The following is a 13644-nucleotide window of genomic DNA, read 5'->3' as shown; positions in this document are numbered from 1 at the left end:
TTAAATTGAAACGGACTTTGTGAGAAATGGAATTAGAGCTTCAAGGACTTGAATCCGACAAAACCAAATATTACTTTTGAGATTAATCAATTAGAATTGAAGATGACAGCCAGTAACAAAAGAATTAACGGTTTCGACGCATTACGCACGATAGCAATGTGGCTCGGCATAATTCTCCACTCAATAATTGTTTACAAGACTGTTCCTGAGGCTAATTGGCCAAATGATAGTTCTTTCAAACTTGGATTTCTTGACTGGCTATATGAGTATATCCATTTCTTCAGGATGCCGTTATTTTTTTTGGTGGCTGGTTTTTTTGCCCGCCTTGTAATTTTAAAATACGGTGGAAAATATTTCATTATGCAGCGCTTTAAGAGAATTGTTGTTCCCTTTATCGCCGGAGTCGTGTTACTTGTTCCGATCAGCTTGTTGCCATTCCACTACTATCGTTTCTTCTATGTGGAAAACTTAAACAAAAGTGAAGCTCTCAGTAACAGTGTAGATTTGATGAGGAAATGGAATGGTCTTGTGCACCTTTGGTTTCTCTATTACCTCATAATCTTTTATTTGTTATCGCTATTACTTCATGTTCTAGCAGATCAAAATAAAAGATCCGTTACAGGAAGATGGGAACGTCGTATGGAAAATCTTACACCCCAAAAACTAGGACTCGTAACTATCCTGCTTTTCGTTGTTTTATATGCTTTTAACGCTTCGACACCTCCTGTAAATACGAGTATACGTCCAAATCTATTTTATCTCATTTATTACGGAATCTTTTACGCCTGTGGATGGCTAATGCAGATAAATATGAAAAGTGTAGTCTCATTGATTAGATACAGATGGTTTCTCTTTTTATTCGGGACTGTTTTATCTGGGCTGTATTTCATTTATGAACCGAAATTCAGAACCGATTTAAAATATTCGATTGCTGCTATAGTAACGGTTTCACTTTTAGTTGGTATAACCGGACTTTTCATGAAATACTTTACGCGTGAAAGCTACATTTGGCGGTACTTGTCAGATGCTGCGTACTGGGTTTATCTCATTCATATTATTATAGTGGTTACTTGCCAGGTAATATTAATCGGGTCCTCAGTGCCTGGTGTGCTGAGGTTACCAATCGTTATCCTTACTACATTCGCTCTCAGCCTCACGAGCTATCACTACTTTGTTCGATACACAAAGATTGGTGAGTTCCTGCACGGAAAGAGGATACCTCGGGACAGACCAAGGAAAAGGTCCCTTGCCACAACTTAATTGATCAAGGACTGTGGATTATTATTGAATTCTGTTTACTGCCAGGTCGTAATTGCTGTACTTGTGAATTTCAAATTGTGCCTCCCACATTTTTTCTTAGTTTCTCAGGCGATGTTTGGTTTTCTACTAACCAAAGCCACATAGGAATAATCACTAGAATGATTGGGACCATAAAGAGGCGTGTCTGGTAGATTACCACTGAATAGATATGAACAGAAAACCAGATAGGTACAAGGCCCAGGAACCACACTCTCAGCCTCAGGGGAAATGCTTTGAACCTATATAGTATTATAAGGGGTATAACGCTGAAAACCCCCAGCATTTCAAAATACGACTTAACAGACACTGGGCTAAACAGGTTCAGCTTTATCATAGGCGCGCCAGATTCAACTTTCCATACTTGTTGTGGTTGATATCCGAAATAAGCACGAACTCCTGCAAATATTCCAAAAAATACGACATACAAACATATGGTTAACATCCAAACGTGCAACCTGGGCCATTGAATCTTTGCTACGTTCATTCTTTTAAAATTAAATTGCGTGAAGTCAACATGGGAAATGAAATATAGGAACGGTATCAACATGGACGTTTCTCTATTGAGTGCAGCCAGGATAACAATAGGTACAAGCCAATATGGATTTAGCTTATAAACGATTAAGCATGCTGCAGTCAGATAAAAAATATTATCCAAATAAGTGTTGAAGGTGAGGTCACTTGCGATAACTGCGTTTCCCATCGCGAGTGATAGAAAAATTTGACCAAAAACTATAAGCAACTTGTTTTCGACAAAATGCGTCCATAGTTTCCAGGCGAGTATAAATATTATCAAGTTTAATATAAAACGAAAAGCAATGAATACGATCATGTATTTCAGCGCCCCTTTAGTGTTTAGCAGTTTGATAAATTCACTGGTCTCCGCGGTTGGTTCCGAAGTCTGAGTAAACTGGAAGTGTGTCTTTTGCTCAATTGGGTAAATCCTGTCTATCGTGTGATTATACAGCCACATTATACCCTCTATGAGCATAGGGGAGAGGACACGGTATTGCCAGGGATTGAAATATTCTGACCGGCCTTCAATAAGTGCTATATGTCGCTCATAGGTGGTAACGGCTCTACCATTATAGAAATTTTTATAAACCGGGTAAATTGACAACAATGATAAGCAAACAGTAAAAAGAAAGACTTTTAATTTATTGCTTCTTTGCTCTGATGGTGTAATGAGGGTAAACATACATTCGTTTTTTTTGACAGTCCAGAATTTCTAAATGTTGTCGACGCAATAGTTCAATAGTAGAGCTTACTGCTAATTCATTCCCAATTTCTCCCGCGAAGATGAGGTCGTGGGTTTTATTGAAATAGACTAACATACTGCTTTGATCGATATCTTTAATAACAAGGCTAGCCCCTCTTTTCATTTTCGAAATCAAATCTGAAAGGAATTGTTCCTGATTTTTTTTTGGGACGTGATGCAGCACATCATTTAGGAAAAGAATATCTAATTCGCTGATTTTGTCGGGAAAATGAACTCCGTCGAACTTTTCGAAATCAAATTTCAGACTGGCATACTCACTGAAAAGCTTTTTTGCATTTGTTACAAGGCGATCATTTATTTCAATTCCAAAAACATAAGATGGTTTTGCGAATTCAGCTAACAATAATGCAAACTGGCCTGAACCGCAGCCAATATCACCGACCTTTTGTCCTTCTGCTACCATCGCTATTAATTCTACAAATGGACAAACCATTGGACGATAGTAAACTTTTAACCTGTCAATCAAACCGGCCTTAAAACTTATCCCTTTAAGGAAACGAAGAAGTTCTTGATTCGATAATTGTTTATTCATAGCCTTACAAATTGTATACGTATCCATCTGATGTGAGCGTAATCAGTCACGCATGAGCTCATGCCATGACCACAATAACCCGATATTATGACGCAAGTACATCAGGTACAGCTTTCTGAGTTTTTAATTTTGTTTTTTGATTTTTGTGAAGGGAAAATAAAAACCATAGCATTCCATTCCTTATGAACAGATTGTATAACATAACAGGAACCAATACGCCAACTGTAATTCCAGATATTAGTAGGGTAACGGGCTGGGTTACGCCCGCAAATTTCATCAGCAATATCCTGCAAACGGACGCCACAAATACATGCATCACGTATATCTGCAATGAATGCATGCCTAACATTCTCAGGAAGGTGAGCGATTTCCATTCCTGTATTTGGACTGCAAACAAAAACATCGCAAAACAACCGATTAGAGAAATTCCAAGAAATTGAATTTTTCCGCCAAAATCATTTACAAAAAAATACTCATCGAATTGTAGGTAATAGACTTGAGTGGCAACAAATACAGGTAGAAATATTAAAGCGAGAAAAGGTTTTTTAAAAACTTTCTGTGAGGACTCCCTGAAAAATAATACCGAAATAACATCCCCCAGTGCAAAAAAGATATAAAAGCCCATCCAGTCAGATATCATGCTTATTTTTTGAAGGTAAGGGGAAATGAAAAAGAACACAAGCCCGATAGTGACATGAATGTATGTTTTTATACGAAGCCGTGTTTTCAATAACAAATAGATGACACTTGTATTGAACAATGCGGGAAGATACCAGAACTGGTCTAATTCACGAGGTTGGTAAAAAATATATGTATAATCAATAATTGTTCTTTGAGAATTGGTCGAACTGGCAAACAGAATCTGGATGCTTATTTGCAAAAATGACCAGATGAGATAGGGATAAAGGATATTCTCAAATTTCATAAAAATCAGTTCGCCGGTCCTTCGTTTGGCGATACTTGAATTGATGAAAAGTCCTGAGAGAATGAAGAAAAGTGGCATGCGAAAGCTGTAGAATATCAGATTTGCTGTCTGCAGTATCCCTGGGATAATTATTCCACTTCGTTCAATGCCGATAAGTACGTGACGATAGACGACAAGCAGAATCGCAATACCCTTGAGATAGTCTACCCAATGATAGCGGCTCTTATTTAGCTGCTTGAGGTTGAAGGATTTCCCAATCCAGGTGGTAAGGGTCAGTGGGGAAGAATACATGCTTCGATCAAATAAAAAATATTAGCAAAGGATCACGTAGTATTAGTTTTGCATGACAGACTCAAGCGATACTCCAATGACTTTTTCGAGCTCAAGCTTCACGATATCCTGTTGGAGCTGCAAGGATAGTTTTTTTGCTAATTCATTACTGTAAGTTTTTTGAGCATTATTATGCATTTCAATAGTGATGTTGCCATTCTTGTATTTTTCTTTTGCTTGCAGGAAAGCTGTCTCCTCATCATCTACAATCTGACTCTGCAGAACGATTAGTTGGGTAAAATTTTTATATTGCTTGTACTTACCAAGTACATCTGCACGAATATTCCGTGCCAATTGCTCCTGATTGTCTTTGCTAATGCCAATTTGTTCCCGTGCAGATTTTACTTCCGTTCGAGAGAAAAGTGTTCCAAAAGGAATAGTTAAGCCAAAGAAATATTTTGGGTAAACATAAGTAGCTGAAGAATTATTTTTTGCGAAACTAAGATCGTTATAGTTTATCGAAAACGTTAGGAGGTTTGCCCATGCATTTTTCGCTCTTTTTAGTTGTAATTCGTTGATTTTATTTTGGTGATTAGATCCACTATATACGGGTCCGTCTATGGCAAGTTGCACTAATTTTTCCTCAACTACCGAGTCCGATCTCATGAATTGATTCAAGGACGGCGAATTCACTTGCGCTGACACGCTTGTAAGAGAGATCATACAAAACAGAATAACGTACGTTCTCCGAATAAAGTAAAATAACTTTTCAGGTACAATTTTAGTCATACTAATGTTATTTGATGATGTGTTTTTTCTATATCTCATTCACTTGAGGGTTTGGTTGTTCAAAAGTTTTTATTTTGAGGACAAGGGCTACAAACGGATAGTATACAACCAGGTCTGTTATCTGACCCAGAGCAACCTGGGAAAATTCACCGATATAAAAGCAGAAAATACCACTTGTGCAAGCAGCATAGATAATTTTAAACTTTTCGTCTTTACACAAAAAATAGCCATGTATGCCACTCTTTAAAATTGTGAAATTGAGGACGCAGAAGATTATCAAACCAATCCATCCAAGTTCTAATGCCTTTGTGAGGTAGCCACTGTCTGGAGGAAACCCTGCAAGATAGTGACCGGGATGATAAGTTACCCCATTGCCGCCTGTGGTTCCCAGACCACCGCCTATAGGATGGGAGTATATATAGGGCTGAATGCGTTTTCGATTTTTTTCCCTAACGTTATAAGAATCGTCCTGTGTACCGATAAATGTAGATCTGAACCGCGTCACAGTTGGGTTGTAAAACGGACCATACATAACACCAAGGAAGATTATCGTGGAAATAACAGCAAGTATTTGCGTCATTTTTTGATCCAACGTAATTAGAATAAATAACACCAATCCACCCACCATCATCGCATTTGCTGTCCGAGTGCCCGAATAACTCATCGAGAGCAACATGAGCGCCGAGCTGCAGAGAATTATAAAACGTCTTTTGTTATTTTTTAACCCTGAAGCGATTACGATAAAAAAAACGCTTCCCACTGCCATTATAATGCCGAAGGCTGTTGGGTCGGACATGGTCGAAAATTTCCTGAAATCTCCGTCAATATACAACAATCCAAAACGGTGCGCATCGGCGGTCACCCAGTCTAATTCAAATTCAAACAAGCCATGCCATTGTTGAACACATCCATACAGTGCTGAGATGGTACATAGTATGAAAAGCAATGTAATGAATTTACGGACTTGAACTATGTTGTCAAATACATTATATGCAATGAAAAGCATTAGCAAGGTTCCAAGTATTTTTCTGAAGGCCTGGAACCATCCGTTGAATGAGTGTGCGTTTGGATTAAAGAGTTCAATTGCAGTATAACAATAAACAATTATTAATACTATTACAATTGGTGTTTGTGAAAAGGAATTTAATCTTTGCCTGAGCGATATTCGCTTTACGAAGAAACTGAAAAGGGTAGCAAGAATAAGAATATCCGAAATCACTCCCACAGGTAACAGGTCATTGAAAAATAGTCTGGATATATGAAACGCGAAAAATGCATAAATCAGGTTTATATACAGGCCTGCTGTCGTATTGAGCATGCAAATCAAAATAATAGCCAGCCCACATACAGAACCGACTATTCCAAGGCCAATCAGTGTTTTTTGCGCAATAAGGTATCCTATCGCTACTGAGAGTAACGCGAGTATCGTATAGCCGAGCCAGTGATTCAGCTTTTGCTGAACAAAAATCTTGTGAAAGACATTGTCTTGTTTAACTGAAGAGTTCCTTGTATTGGGTGTAAGATTTTTGTTGAACACTTTGAAAGGTTAAAAGAAAACGATTTTTATAAAAATCGCCATCATAATCGCAGCTACAACGCAGATAACGAATTTTTCATGAAATGATTTAAAACGAGATTCTTCCATATAGTATTAAACGAAGATGAGATGAGAAGTTACCCTAGGAAGCATTAACGTTCTCCAGATCCACCTTATTCAAAATAGATCCCACAAACTTGCCATTAAGTTCTTTAAAAAACTTAATAGACTCTTTATCTATCTGTTTAATCGCGTGCGTAGCAGAAAACACTGCAATTACCCCATCCACATATTGTGTCAATTCCTTTGCATCAGAAAAGTCGTTTAATGGAGGGCCTTCCAGGAATATATAATCATATTCTTTTGTCATCTCTTTAAGATGATGCAATATGTTTTCCCGTGGTAGAATCTCTGAAGGAGTGTAGTCTCCTCCCTCTGAACCAATCGCAAAAATAGAGCCGTCCCCAACGCTGGTAGGTAACTTTATAACGTCAGCGAGAAATTGTGTAGTTCCCAAACTATCTGCTGAACCAATTTTTTCGAGGATTGGTTGCGCCTTCAATTGTATTGTGAGGTCATTATTCGAAAAGTTGGTATCGATAATCAAGATCTTCTTTTTGCTGAGGCTTAAGCTGTAAGACAACGCTTGTATTAATGTAGTTTTTCCTTCGCCCTTCTGGGTGCTTGCGAAAAGAAAAACCTTTTTGTTCGTCTTTTCAATTTCATAGCGAAGTTTGCGAAGTGATTCCCGAAATACATTTAATCTTGTTTTATCGTAGTGATCTCCGCCATTTTCTTTGCGTACTATAATATCAGCAAGATTTCTATTTTTCAGCGCCATAAAATTTACCATGCTAATCAACTTGAGGTTGACCACTTTCGCAAAAATGGCGGGTGTTTTTACGGAATTATCAAGATACGCGACAAGCACAAAAATCAGCATAGTGACGATAATGGCTGATACGCCTGCAAGCCCAATCAGCAACTTTCGTTTGGAAGGCTCCGGTTCTATAGCAGGTTGGCCATATAAAATCTGCCTGAAGTTATTAATCGATGAGGTGTTGACATCAATAGCATTGTTGTATTTTTCTTTCGCTGCCAGGTATTCTTTGTTGGCAAGATCTGCCTCCTTCAATAACACATCAGTAGTAACACCTTGGGAAGCCTCAGTTCTTACATTGCCCTTCAAATCATTTATTTGCCTTTGAAGTCGGAGTATATTTGAATTCGTTGCAGCGATATCAATTTCCAGATCTCCCTTTTTCGCTGTCAGCTCTGCTTGGTTGTTCGTTCCACTTTCCAGATATTTTTGTGGTGTCGCAGGGTCCAGGACTTTACTTTGATATTGTGCTTTGAGGTCATTGTATTTGGTCAGAAGAACCTGGTCTTTCGATCCAGTATTCAAAAATTCCTTATACGCTTCATTCATCGCATTCCGCAAGATAAGCACTTCGTTGTTATCCAAAGTAGTCACTGGATTCTTTGACGCAGCAGCGGAAGAGATAGGCCCAAGCCGCTGATTAACTTTTTTGAGATCAGAATAAAGTAAAGTTTGTCTCGCTTTCTCTGAAGTTAATGCTTGCTCAAGATTCGATATCAGACCAGTAGTCGTGGTGCTGCCCAATCCATTATCGATGCTGGTACCGTTTGTCGCGAGTAATTCATTTTTGATATCTAATTCTTGTTTCCTGCGCTCCATCAAGCTCCTTAGCGTGTCTATCGATTGCTGATTATTGATGCTTCTAACACCCCGATAATATAACAGGAAATGCTGAAACAAGTTGTTTACAACGAAGGCCGACAATTCCGCATTGTCAGACGTATAATCAATTTGTAAGTAATCGGTGCGTTGCATTCGGTATACTGCCAACTCGTTTCCCAGGGTCTTATAATAATATCCATAAAGTTTCAGGTACTCAATTAACTCCTTTTCTGCAGGTTTCGAACTGGTAAGCATGGATTTGGTATTGAGTTTATCAGTCAAAACTCTTATTGCATTTTCCTTGCTAACTGATCTGTAAATTGGGTCTTGTTTCTGATTTTCTTTCAGGACTCTGAAAGGTTGGGGGTCTTGCAAATCATGCAGCATAACTGCGTAGGATAACAAGCTTAATACTGACGGTGAAGTAGCAGTAACAATAACATTATTAAATTTGGTATCAGCCTCGTACAGATTACTTGTTTCATTGCCAACCTGGATTCCGTCACTGATTGTAAACCCGGTCGAAATCTGAGCAATGGACCGGTATTTTTTTGTTTCATTCCTAGAGAAAAAATAGGTAACTCCTGCCGCCAAAATCCCAGCAGCGAGGATTATCCATTTTTTTTTCAACAAAACCCTTAGCAGGTAAATGAAATCCATAAAATAAGTTATTTTGAATTTGTCGGGAACAGCGGCCTGGCTTTTCAGTTACTGCCGTATTGTCTCCATTGGCGTTTGAACCGAACCAGGGAGCAAATCATTAGTAATAAGATATTGGGTAGGTCTTAAACAGGGATATAACTTAGGTCAGTGCGGGATATCCAAATATAGTGTTAGATATTGGAAAGTTAGGACAAGCATCTTATTTGATTATAACTTCCCGCGACATAATATTAATAAATTTTAAAAAGCAATTTTTCAAGAAAGTATTGTTAACTAAATCTCTTTTAGGCGTCTAACTTTTTCCCACGCTGTGGGTTGACGGCCTCTAATAAATCGGAAAAACCCTAAAATCACAGAAATATTCACAAATACGAAGTAATATGATAGTTTAAATAATTTGATCTGTTTGTTTTGAATGTGTTTGGTAGATGCTATTGCGGCCATGGCATAAAATATGACTTGCAATAAGAAAACGGAAGAATAAAGTAAGCTTTTTGTAGAGTAGCATATTAGAAAACTGCTCATTAGGCACAAAATAAGACATAAAGGACTCAGGGTCCATCTCAGGAGACGGTGCGATATATATAAGAAGGACAATCGTGGTTGTTTCCAAATCAGAAACAGCTTCCTAAGAAGAACTATCGCTTGAAATGCTCCCGCAGCGATCCTGATCTTTCTTTTCCTCTCGTCTGCAAGGGAAAAAGAGGGAAGTTCCATAGCAAAAGCCTTCGGCTCGTAAATAATACGATATCCTTTTAGAGCAACATTCATTGAGATCAGAAAGTCATCAAGTATAACATTTGGGCTGACAGGTTCAAACAAATTTCTTCGGACAGAAAAAAGTTCACCTGCTGCACCAACCACTGAATAAAACTCTGAGTCCAATGTTTTAAGGAGGGATTCATATTTCCAGTAAAGTCCCTCCCCAGTCCCAACCTCATTGACCTTTCCTAGGTTTTGAAGGGAGATTACTTTTTTCTCTCCTGCAACGCCTCCAACCTGTTCATCTGCAAAATGCCTTGTAATATTTCGGATAGCGTCCTTGTTTAATATTGTGTTAGCATCACTGAAGATTAAAATATCATGGCTGGCTGTCAGAACCGCTCTGTTAATAGCAGCGGATTTTCCATCTCTGGCTTCGTCATGGACCAACCGCACCGATTGGAACCTTTTTACGATGTCGACAGTGTCATCAGTGGAGCCATCCGTTACAAAAATAAATTCTAATTTATTTGCCGGATAATCTAGCTCAAGGGAATTCAAGATTTTTTTTTCAATACAATCTTCTTCATTGTATGCAGCTACGATAAATGATACGTTGGGATAATCGGGTATAATGGCGTTAGTTGTTCGAGTGGCAGTGCGTTTTAGTCTATTAAGTATATAAATCAAAATGGCATAACCGACATAGTTATAAAAGACAATACAACAACTTGCCCAGAAAATATATACCCAAATTTGCATTATTCGACAAAATACAAATTATAAAATTGAAATCCTAGTGCTAAGGTTTTATTATTGGATCTTGACAAGCCTGTAACTTCTTAGCTTTTCATTGGTTAAAACATGCAGAATCCAGTACCGAAAAAATTTTTATTTTGCCATTCTTTGCGATATAGGCGATTTATTGCTATTTTTTCGATTCCGGAATCAACCCTGAATAAATGCCTATGCCCGTTTTCGATAAATATCCAAGATTGAAGTATTTTCTTAAGGAAAATTTTCTCCCTTCCTATCTGTGGCTGAGATCGCTGAAGTATCTTGGGAGCAAGGTCTATTGTCCCTGTTGCAACACCAATTTTTCAAGATTCCTTGAAGTTGGGCCAAAACGTGAGCCAATGTTGTGCCCACGGTGCAGGTCAAATGACAGGGATCGATTTTTCTGGCTATACCTCGAGGCTAATGTGCACTTTTTCAAAGGCGTAGTGAACTTATTACATGTTAGTCCGGAAACTATATACTACAAGCGATTTAAGAAGATACCCGGGGTGAATTATATTGCCGGCGATAAGTTTGTATTACAGTTTGGCAGTACGTACCCTAAGGATACTGTCTATCTCGATATCACAGATATGAGCGAATATCAAAATGATACTTTCGACTTCATTTTCTGTTCTCATGTGCTCGAATATATCAAAGAGGATAAGAAAGCAATCCGAGAATTATACCGGGTGCTGAAGCCAGGGGCCAAGGCTATTATTTCAATTCCGATAAATCATGGTCACTATGAGACCCTTGAGGATCCTGCAGTAACTGATCCTAAGGAACAGGAGAAGCTGTATGGGGATACTGGGCATTTGCGTTATTATGGTGAAGACTATGTTGAAAGAGTTAAACAAGCTGGCTTTAACACGGCATTTACCTCCGTCACTGATTTTATAAGTCCTGAAATGATTGCCCGATGCGTGATTAATCCTAAGGATGTTGTTCATTTATGTTTCAAAAACTGATTAAATCATCCGAATTGGTTGATGTGGTACAGTTGCTTTCGGAAATTCATTGTGAAAAGATTAAAAATAGCATATTTAACCTTAAATGATCCCCACGACAAACGATCGTGGTCAGGTATAACTTATTATCTTGCCAAAACGCTTGAACGTAACATTGGTGATGTCGAGATGCTCGGACCAGTTAAGTTGCCCTGGTTATTAGAAAAATATCTTAGAGCCTTCGCAAAATTGACCCGCATATTCAGCGGCAAAGAATACTCTTATAAATATAGCCTTGTCAGGGCATGGTATGCATCCCGCATACTACAGCATAGGTTCAAAAAGGGGAAATTTGATTTTGTAATCGCACCTGCGTCTTCTGACGGACTTGCATTTTTTAAGACAAATGTTCCAATAGTATATATGGCGGACACAACGTTCCGGCTTATTAGGGACTACTATACCTGGGAGTTTGAGAAGATCTCTTCAATTTCAAGAAAAGAGGGTGAGTTTTTAGAAAGACAATCATTGAAGAAAAGTTCTTTGTTGCTTTATACATCGAATTGGGCCGCAAGTTCTGCGATAACAGATTACAAAGTTCCTAAGAACAAAATCCAAGTCATCACCATGGGCGCGAATATAGATTCTGTGCCTGATCCTTCGATAATTTATGATAAGGAGAATAATAAAACGCTAACATTATTTTACCTCGCTGTAGAATGGGAGCGAAAAGGTGGAGCGATCGCTTACGATGCATTACTAAGTTTACTTGAAGCAGGAATAGATTCTCAGCTAATCGTCTGTGGTTGTATACCACCGCCGCATTTTCATCATCCGGCCGTGAAAGTAATTCCATTTCTAAATAAGAACAACAAATCTGATCATGATCAATTTATTGAATTATTATCATCAGTTCATTTTCTTCTGTTGCCAACAAGGGCAGACTGCTCGCTTCTGGTCGCATGTGAGTCAAACTCCTATGGGGTTCCTGCGATAACTACTTTGACTGGCGGTGTACCTGATGTCGTTAAGGATGGCGTCAATGGGTATTGTTTACCTGTTAGTGCTCAAGGCAATGACTATGCATCACTCATTTCCGAGATATTTTTCGATAAGAAGAGATATCATGAACTTATACGGACCAGCCGTTTACAATTTGATCAACAGCTTAATTGGGACAAATGGGCAGAACGATTTCTTCAGGCCTACCAATCAAAAACAGTGGCAAAGACTGAGGTATGATTAAATCTGGTTTCAGGGTTCGACTCAGAATATGAAAAATGAGGTTACTTGGTCACCATTGATCATATCTTTCATTCATCATCATAAACGATCTCCATTAGTTTTTTTGCTACCTGAGGACGGTAATGCGAGGTTTCATAGTAATTGTAGATGCTGTTCGTGTATTCATTAATGCCGGAAAAGTCATGCACATTGTTACTGCCAAACATTGAATTTAAGATCTTCAAATCCTCAGAATTAAGTTTCTTTTGATTATATAACGGGCTGATTATTATTTTGAAATTTGTTAGATTATCTGTCAAGATCTTTTTTATGTTTGCCAAAAGTTTAATCTGTTCCTGCCGAATCACTTGTTGAGCAACTTCTTCTTGGGTAGTATCACGTATATAAAAAATCCCGCGACGGGCAAAATAAAAGCTGTCGGCATTTTTTTCTATAATTGCCTCGTATTCCTCTTGCCGTAGTTCATTGGTAACGTTGTCGTAGTAAAATGTTTTCTCGTCCAACAAAAAGTCCTTTTTCATATAGTCCTTGACTTTACCTGATACTTTAAAATCGAGATAAGCTGTCAGGAACTTAAAATCAAAAAATGCTTTTAAACATTCTAGTTGAAAGACTATTTCATTTTGGCCTGATATTATTGGGTCCTTGATGAAGATGTGTCCCGCAGAATTACTCGCTTGATTTAGTAACTCAGCATCAATCACGATCAAAGCATTTTTAATTGGAGCGTTATTACTTGCCAGAAATTGAAATTTCTTTTCGATTCCGTAAATAGACTCACCAGAAGCGTCAAAATGGTAGCACTTTTGGTACGGGGTGTGAATCAGATCCTTCCATGTATCAACCTGGTAATACATTGACCTGGAATTTCCGAATATGTATGAATTATATTGCTTCAAAGGATAATGATTTATCCAGTTTCTTGTTGACACAAAGTCTTTGTTGAGACTAATGTAATTTGGCTCATTAGAGTCGTA

Annotated in this window: 11 protein-coding genes; 3 read left to right on the top strand and 8 right to left on the bottom strand. The window is 38.2% G+C overall.

Annotated elements, in window-relative coordinates:
- Positions 1–102 precede the first annotated feature (102 nt).
- Positions 103–1260 carry an acyltransferase family protein gene (locus ACX0G7_RS07055; RefSeq protein ID WP_458922734.1) on the top strand — a complete coding sequence of 386 codons (1158 nt, stop codon included), beginning with the start codon at positions 103–105 and terminating at the stop codon, positions 1258–1260.
- 70 nt (positions 1261–1330) lie between these two features.
- Here ACX0G7_RS07055 and ACX0G7_RS07050 read toward each other — a convergent pair whose 3' ends face one another.
- The 7 genes from ACX0G7_RS07050 to ACX0G7_RS07020 form a co-directional block, all read right to left on the bottom strand.
- Positions 1331–2494 (bottom strand): hypothetical protein, encoded by a 1164-nt coding sequence (locus tag ACX0G7_RS07050; protein ID WP_458922733.1) that lies wholly within the window; start codon positions 2492–2494, stop codon positions 1331–1333.
- Positions 2454–3107 (bottom strand): class I SAM-dependent methyltransferase, encoded by a 654-nt coding sequence (locus tag ACX0G7_RS07045; protein WP_458922732.1) that lies wholly within the window; start codon positions 3105–3107, stop codon positions 2454–2456. Before ACX0G7_RS07045 ends, ACX0G7_RS07050 begins: the two co-directional genes overlap by 41 nt.
- 85 nt (positions 3108–3192) lie before the next feature.
- Positions 3193–4323 (bottom strand): acyltransferase family protein, encoded by a 1131-nt coding sequence (locus tag ACX0G7_RS07040; RefSeq protein WP_458922731.1) that lies wholly within the window; start codon positions 4321–4323, stop codon positions 3193–3195.
- A gap of 42 nt (positions 4324–4365) precedes the next feature.
- Positions 4366–5025 (bottom strand): TolC family protein, encoded by a 660-nt coding sequence (locus ACX0G7_RS07035; RefSeq protein WP_458922730.1) that lies wholly within the window; start codon positions 5023–5025, stop codon positions 4366–4368.
- Positions 5026–5119: 94 nt separating this feature from the next.
- Positions 5120–6628 carry an O-antigen ligase family protein gene (locus ACX0G7_RS07030; protein WP_458922729.1) on the bottom strand — a complete coding sequence of 503 codons (1509 nt, stop codon included), beginning with the start codon at positions 6626–6628 and terminating at the stop codon, positions 5120–5122.
- 142 nt (positions 6629–6770) lie between these two features.
- Complete coding sequence (locus tag ACX0G7_RS07025; protein ID WP_458922728.1) at positions 6771–8963, bottom strand: AAA family ATPase; 2193 nt, start codon at positions 8961–8963, stop codon at positions 6771–6773.
- Between the two features lie 303 nt (positions 8964–9266).
- Positions 9267–10457, bottom strand: a complete 1191-nt coding sequence (locus ACX0G7_RS07020) for a glycosyltransferase family 2 protein (RefSeq protein ID WP_458922727.1) — start codon at positions 10455–10457, stop codon at positions 9267–9269.
- 200 nt (positions 10458–10657) lie between these two features.
- Here ACX0G7_RS07020 and ACX0G7_RS07015 point away from each other — a divergent pair, with 200 nt between their 5' ends.
- Both ACX0G7_RS07015 and ACX0G7_RS07010 read left to right on the top strand, forming a co-directional pair.
- Positions 10658–11443, top strand: a complete 786-nt coding sequence (locus ACX0G7_RS07015) for a methyltransferase domain-containing protein (protein WP_458922726.1) — start codon at positions 10658–10660, stop codon at positions 11441–11443.
- A gap of 51 nt (positions 11444–11494) precedes the next feature.
- Positions 11495–12664, top strand: a complete 1170-nt coding sequence (locus ACX0G7_RS07010) for a glycosyltransferase family 4 protein (protein WP_458922725.1) — start codon at positions 11495–11497, stop codon at positions 12662–12664.
- 71 nt (positions 12665–12735) lie between these two features.
- Here ACX0G7_RS07010 and ACX0G7_RS07005 read toward each other — a convergent pair.
- A partial coding sequence (locus ACX0G7_RS07005; protein ID WP_458922724.1) for a hypothetical protein occupies positions 12736–13644 on the bottom strand: 909 nt, incomplete at its 5' end.

The organism is Flavitalea antarctica (assembly GCF_054461535.1).
The sequence above is the reverse complement of the archived record's forward strand: the minus strand, read 5'-3'. Positions and strand labels throughout refer to the sequence as shown.

Excerpts from the sequence above, each read along its gene's own strand:
- ACX0G7_RS07035 (WP_458922730.1), bottom strand. The coding sequence starts at position 5,025 with ATGATCTCTCTTACAAGCGTGTCAGCGCAAGTGAATTCGCCGTCCTTG.
- ACX0G7_RS07040 (WP_458922731.1), bottom strand. The coding sequence starts at position 4,323 with ATGTATTCTTCCCCACTGACCCTTACCACCTGGATTGGGAAATCCTTC.
- ACX0G7_RS07045 (WP_458922732.1), bottom strand. The coding sequence starts at position 3,107 with ATGAATAAACAATTATCGAATCAAGAACTTCTTCGTTTCCTTAAAGGG.
- ACX0G7_RS07055 (WP_458922734.1), top strand. The coding sequence starts at position 103 with ATGACAGCCAGTAACAAAAGAATTAACGGTTTCGACGCATTACGCACG.
- ACX0G7_RS07020 (WP_458922727.1), bottom strand. The coding sequence starts at position 10,457 with ATGCAAATTTGGGTATATATTTTCTGGGCAAGTTGTTGTATTGTCTTT.
- ACX0G7_RS07050 (WP_458922733.1), bottom strand. The coding sequence starts at position 2,494 with ATGTTTACCCTCATTACACCATCAGAGCAAAGAAGCAATAAATTAAAA.
- ACX0G7_RS07015 (WP_458922726.1), top strand. The coding sequence starts at position 10,658 with ATGCCTATGCCCGTTTTCGATAAATATCCAAGATTGAAGTATTTTCTT.